This is a genomic window from Paraburkholderia bryophila, assembly GCF_013409255.1.
Lineage (GTDB): Bacteria > Pseudomonadota > Gammaproteobacteria > Burkholderiales > Burkholderiaceae > Paraburkholderia.
Map to the genome: position 1 here is coordinate 12,931 of NZ_JACCAS010000002.1, position 17,844 is coordinate 30,774.

Here is a 17,844-nt window from a genome sequence, read left to right on the forward strand (position 1 = left end):
CCGGGGCGGTTCAGACGTTGTATCCGTCAATACAGAAGAACGGGGGGGAAACAACCAGCGCACCTGCACAGGCACTGTTACCCCATGCCGGCAACTTGCCCGAAACGATCTTCAGCTTCTTTTGCGTGCTCAACGACCTGAACGACTGGTCGGGGCGACCATACAGGGTGTAACCGTCGCCACATCGAAGGGCGTAGCAAAGCAACTCCTCGGCAAGCAGAGTCACATCCTGGAAATCGACGTTGGAGAATACCGCCGATTCACGCCTTTGAGCGGAGAAAATCAGCTCGCTGCAGGCGTTATATGCATTCCCAGTGGCGTTGGCGCCGATTGTGTCGGCGGTATAGTGCCAGTCGCCCGCCGAGAGTGTGTAGAGCTCTCGACACGTATTCGGTATGCGCGCCCCCTCGAGATCAGATCCGAAGGACAGTTGACCGAGTTGCGTCTCGCGGCCGTAGGCTGCTAGGTCTACCGGCTTATCCAGAACCGCCTCCAGATCAACCGGGGGCCGCCCGCCAGAGATGGTCTTGTGCTGGATTTCCGCAAGGTCGCTGAGTTCTTCAGTACGTTCGTTGTTAACGCGAACTCTGCATTCGTTGAAGTCAGCGGCGTCCTTCCCACCCCACGCACACGCTTCGTCGCGAAGCTTCAGCCATCTCACCTGCCCGTCAATCAGAGTTTGACGCTGGCTGTCGCTAAAGACGGAAAGCAGCGTTTCCACGCCGTTGGCCAGTTCGGAATCCGACCGCCGAACATCTTCTTTACTGCAAACCACCGGTGGGCCATCGTCGTCTGCCGGACAGGTAAAGGCTTCGACGGAACTCGCCGCAATCACGAAAATCATGGCAACAAACAGTTTTTGCGGCGAGCGTGTCATTTGATTTGAAAGTGTCAATTTTCGCATCCGATCCTAACCGCGCGGGGGCGGCCGAATAGAGGTTCGATTGTCGACGATGTAGGCACCGATGTCGAACGGCAGGAACTGGCCGACTGCTGCTCGAAGCGGTCGGCCGGAGCCGACCCGTTGCGGTCTCTCGGCAGACTCCAGAGCGGTCACTGGCCCGTCAATCAGCAATACTCGCCGTATGCGTTCTGTCATTTGGGTGGATATCTGCGATTGCCGACTTACGGTCGCGTGCATTAGCCTCTTCACACGCTTCGTGCGCCTTGTTGATTGCTGTTCAATCGCTGCTTTGGTCGGAGTTAACGACAAGCGAACACTTTGATCGCAGCCACGTGTGCCAAAATCCGTACCTCTCAGGAATAGGCGACCGAGTTAGCAACGTGTCTGTGGACGGTCTTACACTAGAACGGATCAACTCTTCCGCTGCGGGCCTTTCAAAACACGCTTGCGCTTGTGCATACAGCGGCGGCCGAAGAATACCGCCAGAGACCAGCGCCCCGGGGTGAACTGCCGCATGAACAAAAACTGAATATTCCAAGCCGAAAAAAACAGAGGATGATGGAGCGGCGATTGCCCCTGAAGCAGTTATTGCCGAAGCTATAAATACGCAAGCTTTTCGCATCGTAGGCTCGTGGTTGTCGCTGCGGGCATCCTCGTCGAACGATCGTCGTGAGGAAAAACCAGCTTTTGCATGCGGTTTGGATTATTGGGCGAGACGAGCGTGCAGCAAGGTTTCATCCTGAGGCGTTCGTTTCGCCGCCAAAGCGGCGTGTTTCTTACCGCGCCATGTCAACGGCCGCAGCCAATCCGATCCAGATTGTCGACGATCGAGGTGTTTGTGTCGAATGTCTCAAACTGGCCGGGTGTCGCCTTATGCGATGCGCATACGGAGCTTGATTCTTGCAAGGCTTCAGTCGGCAGAACTCGACCCTGAGGTAACGTTCGGTCTTCCTGGAAGCGGACGCTCACAGGCCGAACATGTGCCACCGGCACAGTTCGTGCGAAAAATCGGGACGACTTCAATCCTCGAACGGAGTAGGACGAACTACTCCTAAATCGTAACGATGGACCTGTCCGAATAGCTCGACTTCCTTACCGTCGACGACAATCCCCGAACCATCAGGGCAAGCATAGAGTTCCGGGATCGTACAGGACAGCTTCGACTGCTCCTGAGTAACGCTTTCAGCATTGAAATGCGGCCAAACGTGGAAATCAACGAGGCCGAGTCCTGCTTCGTCCATCAACTGTTCGTCACGAGCATCGCCGCACAGCAACGCTGAATTGACGCTTGGTGTCATTAAGATAGCGCCCGCGCTTACACCGATCAGCACCCCTCCTTCGGATACATACCGAGTCAGGAGCGGCAGTGCACTGCGTCGCTGAAGCCACGACAAGAATGAGAACGTATTGCCGCCAGAAAGGTGGATCGCATCGCACGACAGCAGAGTCGACCATTCCGCTTCCGATGTGTCCTGACTGGGGTCTACGCACACGACCAAATTCGCACCAATCCGAGCGTAATAGTCAGCTTTACGCCGGAAATAAATACGCTCGGGATCGCTTGTCGCGGGGATATATCCAATCTTCGGCTGTGGTCGTCCGATCAACCGTAGGAGACGCGCATCCATCTCTTCATTAGGTGGAGAGTCTTGATCACTATACAACGCCAGCTTTCGATAAATGGACATGCGACTCTCAAATGCATTTAGAACTGGTTGAGTTTTTCTGCCGGATACGCGGCACGCCTAAGAGGCCGGGAATTGTCGCCCATTTAGCCACCGCAGTCGAATGTCCCTTGCTGGCCGCAAGTTGCCCGTCCCGTCAGACCGTAGCCGGCCCTAAGCGGATCGTCGATCCAATGGCATGTCAACGGCGGCTGCCAATTTAAACGGCCGTTCAGCTCGTGCTGATATGACATGGACCTCCATCATCAGTCGCGACAAGTCACTTTACGCAAGCCTCCCGGTTCGCCTCCCTATTCACCCACCCTCTCCAAAGCAGACGCTCCAACCGCTCAACCGAAGGCGCAAAACCGATACGTTATAAAATGCTCGTCGGTTTCCACAGCGCGGAAACCCAGCCCCTCATAAAAACGCATCGCCCCTTGATTGCACAAAAAACATGACAACATCAACGGCCGACTCGACCTGGACGCGTCTGACATTAACGTTCGCATGACCTCTCGACCGATCCCTCGACTGCGATATTCTGGCTGCAGAAGCAACAGCGACAGGTGAACTTCTCCGACGTCATCCTTTAGCGCAACATACCCCACGTCTGCCGAACCCAGCGTGACCGCAATGAACTCAGGATCACGATACGACTGGTTGAATCGGTCTTGCTGGAAGTTCTCGTCCCAGCCGAATGTCTGATCGATATGTTCGTGAAGCGACACCTTGTAGAGCGCAAACAGCGCTCGCCTATCGACAACACCCTCGACCATCGGGCGCAATCCAATCGCACCGGCGCTAGAGTCAGACAGCGGTGTGGTATTCATCGTGCAGATCAGCTAAATATGTGCGAAGAAGGCAATCGAAAAACATCCAGCGGGCATTCCATCGCCGCCTTGACAGGCGACAGGGTTAAAGTCAGTTTGCCAAAACCGCTGTAACCGGAAGGAGGTCATGGTTACCTCCACGTCTCACGCTGGTGGCCTACCCCGCCACCTCTGGGCACAGTGTACGAATAGTGATATTCATCACTAACTGCACCTTTGAACTCGTCGGCGTGAGGTACTAACCGGGTTCGCGAGAAACCGAGCTTCTCGATCAACGCGATTGAAGCGGCATTCCGGGTGTCGATTTCTGCGTCCACGCGAGCCAGTCGAAAACTTGCGACGACTTCCGCCATCGATGCACGAATCGCCTCGCTTGCAATCCCCTGTTGGCGATGCGCCGCGAACACGAAATAGGCGACAAGTGCACGCTGCTCAACGGGCTTGACCGTAAATTGTACGTAACCCAGAAATTCCCGCGTCGCTGTCGAGCTAATTACCCAGTTGAGCCACGCCTCCTGGCCATCCGGCGATCGACGGCTTTCCAAACGTCGATATCGTTCCTCTAAAGCCGCCACGTCCTGGTAGGGTGAATCCGGCGTGAAATCGTAGCTGGACACGTCACTCAATCCGGGGAACATTTTTTCGGCATGGTTGGCCTTCAGCGGAAGCAGGATCAAGCGCTCCGTTTTGATAAGCTTTTCGTCAAGTTGATCCATGCGCTTTTTTCTCTTTTGCTCCGCCTGGCGCCATGGCCCTCATCCGGACCGGCGCGCAACATGTCTCCACAAAAAATCACTTCACCCGCACCCACGACCCCCAATCCCCCCGGAGCTTGACAACATAGGTACATGCCACCCAAACAAAGAAAACGGCGAGCGTCACTCCGCCAGCACGATCAAAAAGCGACGCATACTCCGGCGCTGCCCCCGAAGCAATCCAGAGACCGGCGAGGCTAAACACAGCAGACCCTGTTAAACCACAAATCGAATGCAGCGTACTTTTTGTCATCTGGATTTCAACCTGTGAAAGAAAGCTCACCCGCCGAACCGAGCATGTAATCAACGGTACAGGTGCGTCTCACCGAGTTCCTGAATGGAACCATGCCGGCGTCATATATGCGCTATGAGTTTCCGAATTGCTCCGAGAACTTCGTCGATTTATCTGACCGGATCGAATTGTCGGCATTTCAGGGCCACTTGTCGAGTGTCCGTAAATAGCCGGGTCCGAAAGCTCAATCAAACCGCGAGCGAGCCCACACGTCGAGATTCTCAGAATATGCGAAACAGGTCGTCTTTCGGATACGGCAGCGCCAGTTCCGGCATTTTATTTCTTTTGAAATACCGAATGGACTTCGTTTCGGAATCGATAGGTACGCCAGAACCACCAAAGATCTTGCATTGAAATAGCGTCACGACATACTCAACGTGGTCGCCGCTAGGGTAGGTATATCGAAACGCCTGCCCACCAAAAACACCGAGAATTGCATGAATGCGAACGGCATATCCCGTCTCCTCCATGACCTCTCGAATGATGGCTTCCTGCGGGCTCTCTCCCAATTCAATTCCACCCGCCGGCAGACTCCACGCTTCACCCGAGGACTTTTCCTGAAGAAGCAGTTCTCCTTCCTCGTTATGAATCACCGCCGCAACAGAGGGACTCAAAATCAGATCGTTGCCAACCTTTTTCCGCAGCCGGCTCATATAGCTTTCGTTATCGAAAAACGGCATGCACCTTAGCCCTCAAAAAAGTTCTTATCATCCGATTGTCGGCAACTCACACGCATCCACCCGGCGACATCGTCCCCTCACGCAAAACCAACCTGATCGCGCATCACCCCGCCTTGCCCCTGATGCTCACCAAACTGCAACGCAGCAAGCTGTGCATAAAGCGGCGAGCTAAGCAGAAGATCAGCATGCCGTCCCTGCGCGACGATACGCCCTTGCTCAAGCACGATAATCCGGTCCGCCTGCTGGACGGTCGCGAGACGATGCGCGATAACCAGTGTCGTGCGGTTCTGCGCGGCATTATCCAGCGCCGTCTGCACAAGCCTCTCGCTCGCGGCGTCGAGCGCACTGGTCGCTTCGTCCAGCAGCAAGATCGGCGGATTCTTCAGAATCGCACGCGCGATCGCAATACGTTGACGCTGTCCACCCGACAATCGCACGCCACGTTCGCCGAGAAACGTGTCGTAGCCTTCCGGCAGCTCTTCGATGAAACCCGCCGCCGCAGCCATGTCAGCCGCGCGCCGCACTTCCGCGAGCGTCGCGTCGGGCGCCCCGTAGCGGATGTTGTCGAGCACGCTCCCCGAAAAGATCACCGACTCCTGCAGCACGACCCCGATGGCCCTGCGCAACTCGACGAGCGGCACCTGTTGCGTTGGGACTCCGTTGATCAGAATGCTGCCGGTCTGCGGATCGTAAAAGCGCAGCAGCAGTTGAAACAGCGTGGTTTTGCCGGCGCCGGAGGGTCCAACCAACGCAACATGCTCGCCGGCGCGGACATCGAGCGAAAGGCCGGAAAGCGCGGCAACGCCCGGACGCGACGGATACGAAAAGCCGATGTTCTCAAACCGGATACCGTCGCCACGCGCAGGCAATGGAACCGTCGTCTGCGCCTCCACCACTGGCGAGCGTGCCGCCAGCAATTGCAGCAGACGTTCGGTCGCGCCGGCCGCCCGTTGCAGATCGCCCCACACTTCGGCGACAGCGCCAACCGCGCCAGCGGTGAACACCGCGTAAAGAATGAACTGGGACAATTGCCCCGCCGTCATCCGCCCGGCCAGCACGGCTTGCGCGCCGAGCCACAACACGAACACGATCGCCGTGAACACCAGCACGATCACGACCGCGGTCAACCACGCGCGCGCCCGAATCCGCGCCAGGGCCGTCTCGAAGGCCGTCTCCACCGCCCCGGCAAAGCGCCGCGCCTCGTAGGGGCCCTGCGTGTACGACTGCACGGTCGGCATCGCATTGAGCACCTCGCCCGCCAGCGCGCTGGCGTTCGCCACCTTGTCCTGGCTGGCACGCGAGAGCCGCCGCACGCGTCGACCGAAAATAACGATCGGCGCCACCACCACGATCAGCGTCACGATGATGTAGCCGGACAGCACCGGACTGGTAACAGCCAGCATCGCCACGCCGCCGGTCAGCAGAAAGAAGTTGCGCAAGCCCAGCGACAGGCTGGTCCCCACCACGGTCTGGATCAACGTGGTGTCCGTCGTGAGCCTCGACAGCACCTCTCCGGTCTGCGTGGTCTCGAAGAATTGCGGGCTCATCTCGAGCACATGGTCGTAGACCGCGCGCCGCAAGTCGGCCGTGACCCGCTCGCCCAGCCACGACACGAGGTAAAACCGCAGCGCCGTGGCGCCGGCGAGCACCAGCGACACGCCAAACAGCGCGAGGAAATAACGATCGATATGCGTGCGATCGCCCGCGGCGAACCCATGGTCGATCAGATATTTGAACGCCACGGGCAACAGCAGGGTGGCGCCCGCCGACGTCACCAGCGCCAGAAACGCCAGTGCCCAGCGCCCGGCATAGGGCCGCAGGAAGGGCAACAGCGAGAACAACGGGCCGATACGGACCGGGCGCGCGACGGCGTCTGACATGAGGGTTCCCAAGCGGATCGAAGAAGAATTCATCCGATTGTGCCAGCACCGATGAACCCGTTGCGAAGTCCGCTGACAGAGACATCGCCCTCACTGCAACGAACGGCTCATCACCCGGCAGCAATCGCCAACGGCAAGCTATGCGCCATAACTAAAAAGCAAAGCATAAATGAGTGTTTGTCGCCGCCCTATCCGCCGGTCTTTAATAACCAACTCGCCTTCGCGAGGCAGCGTCCTTTGCAGATCGGTTCGCTATCCGGATCGCTGGGCAACACGCATTCGCCCTGAGGTGGTTCGACCTGTGCTGACTCCTTCCCGGAGCAGTCCTTTTTCCTCGCTAATCTGGAATCGGCATGGCTGACGTCACGTATTCCCGCAACGGCTATGTTGCTTCGACCCGGTTCTACCTCGGGATTTCAAAAGGCACGCTCTACCGGTGGCTTTCGTGGCTGGTCCCCGCGCTGGTGCTGGTGCTTTGGCAAGTCGCCGCCCAACTCGGACTGATCGCCCCTCAGGTTCTGCCCGCCCCGAGCAGCGTCGCGGCCACCGCGCTGGAGCTGGCCAGGAGCGGCGAGCTCTTCGTTCACCTCGGCGTCTCGCTGTTGCGTGCGGCTACGGGCTTTGCAATCGGCGGCACCATCGGACTCGCGCTCGGCGTGCTGGTCGGCTTCTCGCCGCTGGCGCAGGCGCTGCTGGATCGCTCGGTCCAGATGGTGCGCGCGGTCCCTTTTCTCGCGATGCTGCCGCTCGTCATCGTCTGGTTCGGTGTCGGCGAGGTGGCAAAAATCTTTCTGGTCGCGCTCGCGGTGCTGTTTCCGATGTATATCAACACCATGCTCGGGATTCGCCAGATCGATCCAAAGCTGATGGAGCTCGCGAAGGTGATCGGCCTCGACTGGACCGCAGTCGTGCGACGGATCGTTCTGCCAGGCGCAATGCCGTCGATCCTGACGGGCGTGCGTTATGCACTGGCTCACGCGTGGCTCGCGCTCGTTATCGCCGAAACGCTCGCGACGACGAAAGGCATCGGCTTTCTGGCGATGGATGCCCGCGAATTCCTCCAGACCAATGTCATTCTGCTGACCATCGTCATCTACGCGATCATCGGTGTCGTGGCGGACGCGCTGGTGCGGCTGCTCGAAGCGCATTACCTCTCATGGCACGCGAATTACGCGCGGGGAGCGCAGCAATGACCGTCACGCTCGCCCACCCGCTGGATGCCGCGCTTCCGGCTTTCACCGAGCAACCCGTGAGCCGGTCGCCGCTCGCCGTCTCGGTGCGCGGCCTGGAGCGCCGCTACGGCAGCCGTGTCGTGATCGATGCGCTGGATCTCGACATCCGCAAAGGTGAATTTATCGCGCTGCTCGGCGAAAGCGGCTGTGGCAAGACCACCCTGTTGCGTGCGCTGGCCGGTCTTGATCGGCCCGACGCCGGCCAGATTCGCGCGCCCGAACGTCCTTCCGTAGTGTTCCAGGAGCACCGGCTATTGCCATGGGCGACGCTATGGGAAAACGTCGCGCTCGGTCATGAAACGACGGTCGGCCGCGCCGGGGCAGCGCGCGCGTTGGCCGAAGTCGGTCTGTCCGGCCGGGAAGACGACTGGCCGCGCAACCTGTCCGGCGGTCAGGCGCAACGCGTGGCGCTGGCGCGTGGCCTCGTGCGCGATCCCGCCTTGCTGCTGCTCGACGAACCGTTCGCAGCGCTCGACGCCCTCACGCGAATCAAGATGCACGGACTCGTCAAGGAACTCGTCGCGCGTCATCACCCCGGCGTGCTGCTCGTGACGCACGACGTGGACGAAGCGCTCACGCTCGCCGACACGATTCTGGTGATGCGCGCGGGACGCATTGCGGCTTCCTTCCAACCCAAGAACACCACGCCGCAGGCACTGCGGCCGATTCTGCTCGAAGCACTCGGCGTTCAGTCTCACTGAACGCTTTTCTGCCTGACTCCAAGGACCTGACAAGAATGAACGATTCTCCGCTGAGCCGCCGCCAACTATTGCGCGCGGCGGGTGGCCTGCTGGCCGGCGCCGCCGCCGGTGGTCTGTTTCCGGCTCGCGCCGCCGAGCCGCGCAAGCTCACCCGCAACACCGATACGGTTCGCGTCGGCTGGGGATACGGCAGCCTGCCGGACATCGCCCGGCAGCGCGGTGTGTTCGACAAAACGCTCGCGGCCAAAGGGATCAAAGTCGAATGGGTCGGACCGTTCCCGAACCATGCGCCGTCGATTCAGGCCGTCGTGGGCGGCAGCGCCGACTTCGGTTTCTGGGGCTCGACGACGCCGGCACTCGCCGCCATGCTGGCCGGCTCGCCGCTTGTGTTCAATGCGTTCGATATCTATTCGCCGCGTTCGACCGCGATCATCGTGAAGAAATCGAGCGGTATCAATTCGGTGGCCGATCTTGCAGGCCGCAAGGTCGCGGTCAACCGCTCGGGACTCGGTGAATTCCTGCTGATCGCCGCGCTGGAAAAGCATCGCGTCGACCGCAGCAAGGTCGAGTTCGTCTATCTGAATCCGCCCGATGCCGCGCCGGCGTTTGCGCAAGGCGTAGTCGACGCGTGGTCGATGTGGTCCCCGGCCGTGGATATCTCACGCTACGCCAACAACGCCAAAGACATTTTCAACGAAGGACGCGACCTCGATTTCCTGATCGATTACAGCTCGCTCGTGTCGCGCCGCAAATTCACCGAAGAGAATGCCGAACTGGTCCGCGCGGTGATCGACGGGTACTTCGTCGAAGGCGCGTGGCAGTCGGCGCATCCGGCCGAATCCGAACAACTGGTGCAGCGGCAGGCCAAATATCCGGATCAGGTGCGCGACTATCTGACGAGCCTGAAGCGCGTGAATCAATTCCACGAACCCGACGACGCCGCGTTCATCGCACAGTTCCAACGCGCCGCCGACTGGCTCGCGGAACGCAAGATCATCAACGCGCGAATCAAGGTCGCGGATTACAGCGTGAAGGTTTGAGGGAGACGCCTACTTCTCCACCACACCCAGCAACGCCTGTTTCCCGCCGACGTATTTGTACAGCGAAATCACGCCATGCCGCAGATCACCTTTCGAATCGAACTGCGTTTCGCCCAGCACGCCCTGGTAATCGGTCGCCGGCATCGCGGCGAGGATCTTCGCGGAGTCGGTCGATTGCGCGCGCTTCATTGCCGCGACGATCACGCCGACCGCGTCGTACGCGAACGGCGAATTCAGCACCGGCGCGTAGCCGAAGCGCTTCCTGTAACGTTCGACGAAAGCCGGACCGTCGGCCATTTTCAGCAACGGTGCGCCGGCAATCGAGCAGATCACGTTATCGGCGGCGTCGCCCGCGAGCTTGGCGAGATCGTCCGCGCACAGTCCGTCGCCGGCCAGCACTTTCACCGCGATACCAAGTTGCTTCGCCTGCTTCGCGAACGGACCGCCGGTGCCGTCGAGTCCACCGTACATGATCGCGTCGGGCCTCTCGCCCTTGATCTTCGTGAGAATCGCGCGGAAATCGACGGCCTTGTCGGTGCTCGCGTCGTGCGACAACACCGTGATGCCGTTCGCCTTCGCCTGCTTCTCGAACTCGACCGCCAACCCCTGGCCGTACGCGGTCGAATCGTCGACGATCGCCACCGTCTTCACCTTCAGCGTTTTCGCCGCGTAGTCGGCGAGCGTCGGACCCTGCTGCGCGTCGGTGGCGACCACGCGGTAGGCGGTCTTGAATCCCTGCAGCGTGTAGGCGGGGTTGGTCGCGGACGGCGACACCTGCACGACGCCAGCGTCGTTGTAGATCTTCGACGCGGGAATAGTCGAACCGGACTGCATGTGTCCGACCACCGCGACCACTTTGTCATCCACCAGCTTCTGCGCAACCTGGGTCGCCTGACGCGGATCGCCCGCATCGTCCTGCGCGTCGAACACCAGCGTCACCTTCTTGCCGGCGATCACGAGGCCCGCCTGATTGGCTTCCTCGATCGCCAGACGCGCGCCGTTTTCCGTGTCCTTCCCCAGATACGAGGCCGGCCCGGTGACGGGCGCGGCCTCGCCGATCTTCACCATCTCGTCGGCACGGGCGACGCCCACGGCAGCCACCGCGAGGCTCCCCAGAATGCCGACAGTCGCCATGCCGCGACCCAAGGCTGTACGTTTGCTCATGCTTCACCCGAATAGTAGTGAGTGGTGGTTCGCCGCGACGATCCGGCAGCGCCGTTGGCCGTTCGTCGATCGCCGATTGGATACACAGGCCGCACGCTACTGCATACAGCCGGTCCTGCTGCCTTCGCTTGATCGCTTGCCTTTCGCGGCACCGCGTCGTTTGTCAGCGGTTCCAAATTTATGCAGCCAGAATGCGCCGGCATTGCACCGATCTGCCGAAAAATAGAAGAATTGCGTCAGGCAGGAAGAACGCGAATTCGCGGCACGTCACCGTATAATCGGCACACCGCCCTCGAGTTCGCGCATGCCGACTGCCCGCTCCGCTCCCTCTGTTTCCGTGCCCGCCGGGCCGACGGCTCATGCGCTGGTCGAGCAACTGGACACGTTGCCGCGCACTCCGCAGACTCGCCCGAGCCGCTCGGATGCGGAGTTGAGCGTCGCCATTCTGCTGTGGCCGCGCTTTCCGATGCTGTCGCTCGCCGGCTTGTGCGACGCGCTGCGCCATGCCGCGGACCGTGGCGACCAGAGCCGCCAGTTGCGCTGCCTCTGGACGATCGTCGGGGTGCAGGCCGAAGCGGTCGAAGCGAGTTGCGGCATCCCCGTGCAGGTGCAGTCGGCGTTTCCGGACGTCGCGCAATTCGACTACGTGGTCGTGATCGGCGGACTGCTGCCGCATCTGGATCAGGTCGACCGGCGCTACTGGGACTATCTGCAACGGGCCGCTCAGGTGGGCATTCCACTAGTCGGCATGTGTACCGGCAGCTTCGTGCTGGCGCGTGCCGGTCTGCTGGAAGATCGCGTTGCCTGCGTGCACAGCTTTCATCTCGACGACTACAAGCGCATGTTTCCGGCGCTGCGCGTCGTCACGCACGCCGACTATCTGATCGACGGCGACCGCATCACCTGCGCGGGCGGCATTTCCGTGGTCGAGCTGGCCGCGCGGCTGATCAGTCTGCATTGCGGGCCGGACCGCGCGTCGAAGGTGATTCATCAGATGACGGTCAGCCGTCAGGGCGGCTCATCGTTCGTCGAGCGGCGCGCCGCGTTGGGCTATCTGTCGGTCGAGGATGCAACCGTGCGTCACGCGGTGCTGCTCATGGAAGAGAACCTGGAAGCGCCGCTGAACATCGCGGTCATCGCGAAGATGATCGGCACCAGCGTGCGCAATCTCGAACGCGCATTCCTGGCCGAGATGGATGCGTCGCCCAATGAGTTCTATCGCCGGATGCGGCTGCGCTACGCACGCTGGATGCTCGTCAACACGGCGCGCAAGATCACCGACATCGCCTACGAATGCGGCTTCGCGGATTCGGCGCATTTCATCCGCGTATTTCGCGAGGCGTACGGCGTGACACCCGGCAAGCTGCGCACCTCGCGCGGCGCTGTCACGGCCTGAGTTTTCCGGGGCCGCGGCCCACGCCTCACATCACTGCGCGCTGAGTATCTGCCGCGTTTCTTCTACTTTCCGGCAGATCGATGCAATGCCTCGACCCGAGACGCGCCGTACAGTCAGGCCTTGTACTCCCAACCTGATCGAACCCGCATGACAGCAAAAGCCAATCTCGTGGTGATCGGCACAGGCGGCACCATCGCCGGCCAGGGCAAAGCCAGCGTCAATACGTCCTCGTACCTGTGCTCCGTGCTCGGCATCGACGAGATTCTCGGCACGATTCCCGAGGCGGCCAAACTGGCGAATCTGCGCGCGGAACAGTTGCTGCAGACCGGCTCCGAAAATTTCAACAACGCGCATCTGCTGGCGATCGGCCGCCGCGTCGCCGAACTGCTCGCGCGAGACGACGTCGATGGCGTGGTGGTCACGCACGGTACCGATACGATCGAGGAAACGGCCTACTTCCTGCACCTGACGCTCAAGAGCGCGAAACCGGTGGTGGTGGTCGGTTCGATGCGACCGCCTTCGGCGATGAGTTCGGACGCGGCGCTGAATTTATACGATGCGCTGGCGGTCGCCGCGCATGCGTCGTCGCGCGGACTCGGTACGCTGGTGGTGGCCAACAATGAGATCCACACGGCGCGCGATGTCGTCAAAGGCAACAGTTTCAAGCTCGACGCGTTCTGCTCGCCGTACGGTGCGCTAGGAGTGGTGATCGAGGGCGTGCCGCGCTACTACCGTCGGCCGGCGCGCGCCCATACGCTCGACACACCCTGGTCGATCGATGCGCTCGACACTTTGCCCAAGGTCGATATCGTCTATGCGTACGGCGCGCTCGACGCCGACACGCTCGACGCGATCACCGCGAACGCGCGTGGGCTGATCTATGCCGGGACCGGCAACGGCAACGTGGCCGGTCATCTGATCAATCCGTTGCGGGTGGCGGCAAGACGCGGTGTCCACGTGGTTCGCGCATCGCGCACGGGCAGCGGCGTTGTCCTGCACAACGGCGCGCAACCCGACGACGAATTCGGCTGGCTCACGGTCGACGACCAGGCGCCGCAGAAAGCGCGACTGCTGCTGACGTTGGCGCTGACACAAACCAGCGACCGGGAAGCGTTGCAGGCTGCTTTCGAGCGTTACTGAAACGGGCGACTCCTGCGCTGAGCGACTGGCGCGCGCCGGCACGCTCAATCGCCGGGCCACGGGGTCATCGGATCCGCCACGCTGCAAAGGCCCACGCCCCCGACCGGCCGCCACCCCACCAAAGCGCCTACAATCCGGGCATAAGGTTTGCTCTGCCGTTTTGCCTGCACGACCTCGTTGTGTCCACACGCGGCCCCGCGCAAAACCACAAAACGACAGCGCTCCTCAACCGGAAAGTGTGCTCATGAAAATATCGTTACCGCCGCCGCAGGGGCGGCCGAACCGCGTTTACCCGCCGGGCACGCCCAGTCTGCATGGCCTCGCGTCCGTGATCACCGGCGTGGTGGTGGTGTGCGGACTTTACTTCGCGCGCGAGGTGCTGATTCCGATCACGCTGTCGGTGCTGCTCAGCTTCCTGCTCGCCCCACTCGTGCAAATGTTGCGACGGCTGCATATGGGCCATCTGCCGTCGATTTTTATCGCGGTGCTGTTCGCCCTCGCCACCCTGCTCGGGGCCGGCGGGCTGATCACGGCGCAACTGGTGCAACTTGCCGGCGATCTGCCGCAGTACCAGGTGGCGATCGAACAGAAGATCGAAACGGTGCAGGAGAAAACGGTCGGCCGCGCCGATTCGCTGATGAGCCGCGCCGCCGCGACGTTGCAACGGGTCGCGCCGACCAAGCCGAGCCCGCCGCGTCTCACCGGACGCGCCGCGCGCAACGCGCCGCCGGTGCCGACCCCGGTCGAAGTCCACGAGCCCTCGCCCACGCCGATGCAGCTCGCGCAACGCGCGCTGTCGCCGGCTATCGCGCCGATCGAAACCACCTTCATCGTGCTGGTGGTGACGATCTTTATCCTGCTGCAGCGCGAGGATCTGCGCGACCGGCTGATCAGCCTGTTCGGCTCACGCGATCTGCACCGCACCACCACCGCGATCAACGACGCCGCCGGGCGGCTGAGCCGCTACTTCGTCGCGCAACTGGGTGTGAACCTCAGCGCGGGAGGCACGATCGCGATCGGGCTGGCGATCATCGGCGTGCCGGGCGCGCTGCTGTTCGGCGTGGTCGCCGCGCTGCTGCGCTTCGTGCCGTATATCGGCATCTGGATCGCGGCGATCCTCGCGGTGTTTCTCGCCGCCGCGATTCAGCCGCAATGGACCATGGCGGTCTATACGCTGATCCTGTTCATCGTCGTCGATGTCGTGGCCGGGCAGATCGCCGAGCCGCTGCTGTACGGCCATCGCTCGGGACTGTCGCCGCTCGCGGTGGTGGTGGCAGCGATTTTCTGGAGCTGGCTGTGGGGGCCGATTGGCCTCGTGCTATCGACGCCGCTCACGTTGTGCGTGGTCACGCTCGGGCGTTACGCCGACCGGCTGAATTTCCTCACCGTGCTGCTCGGCGACCAGCCCGCGCTCACGCCGGCGCAGAACTTTTATCAACGGCTGCTCGCGGACGATCCACACGAAGCGATCGTGCAGGCGGAACGCTTGCTGCGCGAGATGTCGCTGATCGATTACTACGACAAGGTCGCGCTCGAAGGCCTCAAGCTCGCCCGCAACGACGCGATGCGCGGCGTGCTGATGCCGGACCAGTTGCAGCGGATCAACGACGCGCTGGTCGATATCGTCGAGAACCTGGAAATCGCCGACGGATTACCGGATCGCATGTCGCGCCCCGACCCGGCCGACGCAGCCGGTGCGTTGCTGGCGTCGGTGTCGGCGGATCTTTCCGAGCGGCACGACAGCCACATTGCAGCGCATCCGCAGTTGCGCGTGAACGCGCAGAAGACCTCTGTGCTGTGCGTGCCGGGCCGCGGCGCATTCGACGAAGTCACGACCGCCGTCGCGGTGCAGTTACTCGGCCGCTACGGCCTCGCGCCGATGATGGCCACGCACTCGGGCTACCGCAGCGCGCGCGCCGACGAACCGAGCTTCAAGGAGGCGCCGATCATCTGCATCGTCTCGCTCGACGCGCCGGAGTCGCCGCCGTATCTGCGCAATATGTTGCGGCGCACGCGCGAATGGCGGCCACGCGCGACGCTGGTGGTCGGTGTAGGCGGCGCGCCGGAAGGCACGCCGGAGACAGGTGCGACCGGCGCTTCGCATGCTGCGCCGACGTTCCGCGCCATGATCGAGGAATGCCAGGCGGCGTCGAGCACGCAGCATACGCGGCAGGCTTCGCATGTGGGCGGGGCGGATTGATTGTCGGCGTGAGTTAGGTCGAATGGGTTGAACGAATGAGAAACCGCGAGTCGCGTAAGTGGCCCGCGGTTTTTTTGTACCCAAAATGAGGACAGCACTACACACGCCCTCCTTCATACTCAACTATCGATTCGCCCCGCTTCGAACCAAGAGCCCATCAGCGGCCCCGGCGGGCAATCCCTAGCCTTGAGGATCAGGAGACACGCATGAGCCGCAGCTTCAAACCCTATCCGTTTTCGCCGCGCCACTATGAAGGCACGCCACCGCCGCTAATCGACGGTCGCGACCCGGCGCGGCGCGCCGTGGCGATTGTCGGCGGTGGGCCGGTGGGCCTGACGCTCGCGCTCGCGCTGGCCCGCCAGGGTGTGCGCTCGGTGCTGATCGAAGCCGACGACAGCGTCTGCACGGGCAGCCGCGCGATCTGTATTTCGCGGCGTAGTCTGGAGATATTCAAGCGGCTTGGCGTGCTGCCCGGTTTCCTGCAGAAAGGCTTGCCCTGGACCGGCGGCCGCAGCTTCTACCGCGACGCAGAAGTGTTCCGCTTCGCGATGCATCAGGACGACGAGCAATCGCTGCCGCCGATGATCAACATCGCGCAATATCAGATTGAACAGCTGCTGCTCGACGAGGTGGAACGGCACGAGGATCTGATCGATATCCGCTGGCAAACGCGCGTGACAGGCATTGAACAACGCGACGGCCACAACGGCGCAAGCGGCGCCACCCTCGATCTGCGCACCGGCGACACCGCATGGCAAATGGACGCGGACTGGGTCGTCGCCTGCGACGGCGGCCGCAGCAAGATTCGCGAGGCGCTCGGCCTCAAGCTGACGGGCACCACTTACGAAGGCCGCTATGTGATCGTCGATATCGAACTGAATAGCTCGCGCGCCACCGAACGCCTCGCGTATTTCGATCCACCGTCCAATCCCGGTTCGACGGTGCTGGTGCATAAGCAGCCGGACAACGTCTGGCGCATCGACTACCAGCTTCGCGACGACGAAGACCCGGACGCCGCCATTCAACCGGACAACGTGATGCCGCGCGTACAGAGCGTGCTCGATTCGATGGGTGAAACGGGCGACTGGTCGCCGATCTGGATCACCGTCTACAAGGCCAACGCGTTGACGCTGGAACGCTATCGCCACGGCTGCGTGCTGTTCGCGGGCGACGCCGCCCATCTGGTGCCGATCTTCGGCGTGCGCGGCGCCAACTCAGGAATCGACGACGCCGACAATCTCGGCTGGAAACTCGGTTGCGTGATCAACGGTATAGCCGCGCCGCGTCTGCTGGACAGCTACAGCGACGAACGCGTGTTCGCGGCGCGCGAGAATCTCAGCTATGGCATGAAAAGCACCGAATTCATGGCGCCGCCTTCGTTCGCGTTCGATCTGATGCGCAACGCGGTGCTCGGACTCGCCACGCAGCATGCCGCCGTGCGGCCGCTGATCAATCCACGGCAGACGCATGCCATCGCGTACGCGCAGTCGCCGCTGAATCACGTTACGTCAGAGGCGATGAGCGCGTTTAGCACGGGTCCCGCGCCGGGCAGTGTGCTGCCCGAATGCCGGCTCAAAAAGCGCAACGGCGACGGTGTTGACGTCGACATTCATCTGACGGATTTGCTTGGGCCTTGCTTTACAGCTTTGCGCTTCGGCGCTGATCCGGAAAGCGGCCATGGCGACCAAGGCGACGGCAAGTGGCAGCAGATGAAAAACACGCTCGCAGCCCGAGGCATTCCGTTCAACGTGATCACACTGCTTACGAGCGACGCGGCAAGTACAACGGCACTGCAGGTACGCGATCACACCGGCCGCTTGCACGACCTGCTCGATGCCACGCCAGGCACGGTCTATCTGATCCGGCCCGACGGTCATGTGCTCGCCCGCTGGCGCAACGGCAACGCGGCCGAAACGCTGCGCGCATTGACCGCCGCGCTGGCCAACTAAAACAGGAGACCCAT

14 protein-coding genes are annotated in these 17,844 nt (G+C 61.7%); 7 read left to right on the forward strand and 7 right to left on the reverse strand.

What is annotated here, in order from left to right; genetic code table 11:
- Positions 1 to 10: 10 nt before the first annotated feature.
- The 6 genes from GGD40_RS21385 to GGD40_RS21410 form a co-directional block, all read right to left on the reverse strand.
- On the reverse strand, positions 11 to 904 hold the full coding sequence (locus GGD40_RS21385; protein WP_179744998.1) for a lysozyme inhibitor LprI family protein: 894 nt from the start codon (positions 902 to 904) through the stop codon (positions 11 to 13).
- 1,019 nt (positions 905 to 1,923) lie between these two features.
- A complete protein-coding gene (locus tag GGD40_RS21390; protein ID WP_179744999.1) occupies positions 1,924 to 2,592 on the reverse strand; it encodes a Type 1 glutamine amidotransferase-like domain-containing protein in 669 nt (222 codons plus the stop codon).
- A 326-nt stretch (positions 2,593 to 2,918) separates the two neighbouring features.
- Positions 2,919 to 3,401, reverse strand: coding sequence for a GNAT family N-acetyltransferase (locus GGD40_RS21395; RefSeq protein ID WP_179745000.1), 483 nt, complete (start codon positions 3,399 to 3,401; stop codon positions 2,919 to 2,921).
- 131 nt (positions 3,402 to 3,532) lie between these two features.
- Entirely contained in the window at positions 3,533 to 4,117 is a 585-nt protein-coding gene (locus tag GGD40_RS21400; RefSeq protein WP_179745001.1) for a GNAT family N-acetyltransferase, read from the reverse strand.
- Between the two features lie 552 nt (positions 4,118 to 4,669).
- Entirely contained in the window at positions 4,670 to 5,128 is a 459-nt protein-coding gene (locus tag GGD40_RS21405; RefSeq protein WP_257030535.1) for an NUDIX domain-containing protein, read from the reverse strand.
- Between the two features lie 77 nt (positions 5,129 to 5,205).
- Positions 5,206 to 7,008 carry an ABC transporter transmembrane domain-containing protein gene (locus GGD40_RS21410; RefSeq protein WP_179745002.1) on the reverse strand — a complete coding sequence of 601 codons (1,803 nt, stop codon included), beginning with the start codon at positions 7,006 to 7,008 and terminating at the stop codon, positions 5,206 to 5,208.
- Positions 7,009 to 7,361: 353 nt separating this feature from the next.
- On the opposite strand from GGD40_RS21410, the gene GGD40_RS21415 reads away from it, so the two are divergent.
- From GGD40_RS21415 to GGD40_RS21425, 3 genes are read left to right on the forward strand one after another with little or no spacing between them, the layout of a single operon-like run.
- Complete coding sequence (locus GGD40_RS21415) at positions 7,362 to 8,201, forward strand: ABC transporter permease subunit (protein ID WP_179745003.1); 840 nt, start codon at positions 7,362 to 7,364, stop codon at positions 8,199 to 8,201.
- Complete coding sequence (locus tag GGD40_RS21420; RefSeq protein ID WP_179745004.1) at positions 8,198 to 8,941, forward strand: ABC transporter ATP-binding protein; 744 nt, start codon at positions 8,198 to 8,200, stop codon at positions 8,939 to 8,941. The genes GGD40_RS21415 and GGD40_RS21420 overlap by 4 nt, the downstream gene beginning before the upstream one ends.
- Positions 8,942 to 8,976: 35 nt before the next feature.
- The gene (locus GGD40_RS21425; RefSeq protein WP_179745005.1) at positions 8,977 to 9,981 is read left to right on the forward strand and encodes an NrtA/SsuA/CpmA family ABC transporter substrate-binding protein; all 1,005 of its coding nucleotides are present in this window, start codon (positions 8,977 to 8,979) and stop codon (positions 9,979 to 9,981) included.
- Positions 9,982 to 9,990: 9 nt separating this feature from the next.
- On the opposite strand, the gene GGD40_RS21430 is transcribed toward GGD40_RS21425, so the two are convergent.
- A complete protein-coding gene (locus GGD40_RS21430) occupies positions 9,991 to 11,115 on the reverse strand; it encodes a branched-chain amino acid ABC transporter substrate-binding protein (RefSeq protein ID WP_179746998.1) in 1,125 nt (374 codons plus the stop codon).
- A 334-nt stretch (positions 11,116 to 11,449) separates the two neighbouring features.
- On the opposite strand from GGD40_RS21430, the gene GGD40_RS21435 reads away from it, so the two are divergent.
- From GGD40_RS21435 to GGD40_RS21450, 4 genes are all read left to right on the forward strand, one after another.
- Positions 11,450 to 12,541, forward strand: coding sequence for a GlxA family transcriptional regulator (locus GGD40_RS21435; protein ID WP_179745006.1), 1,092 nt, complete (start codon positions 11,450 to 11,452; stop codon positions 12,539 to 12,541).
- 147 nt (positions 12,542 to 12,688) lie between these two features.
- Positions 12,689 to 13,681, forward strand: coding sequence for an asparaginase (locus GGD40_RS21440; protein WP_179713239.1), 993 nt, complete (start codon positions 12,689 to 12,691; stop codon positions 13,679 to 13,681).
- 244 nt (positions 13,682 to 13,925) lie between these two features.
- Positions 13,926 to 15,881 carry an AI-2E family transporter gene (locus tag GGD40_RS21445; protein ID WP_179713237.1) on the forward strand — a complete coding sequence of 652 codons (1,956 nt, stop codon included), beginning with the start codon at positions 13,926 to 13,928 and terminating at the stop codon, positions 15,879 to 15,881.
- A gap of 206 nt (positions 15,882 to 16,087) precedes the next feature.
- Positions 16,088 to 17,830 (forward strand): FAD-dependent oxidoreductase, encoded by a 1,743-nt coding sequence (locus tag GGD40_RS21450; protein WP_179745007.1) that lies wholly within the window; start codon positions 16,088 to 16,090, stop codon positions 17,828 to 17,830.
- Positions 17,831 to 17,844 lie beyond the last annotated feature (14 nt).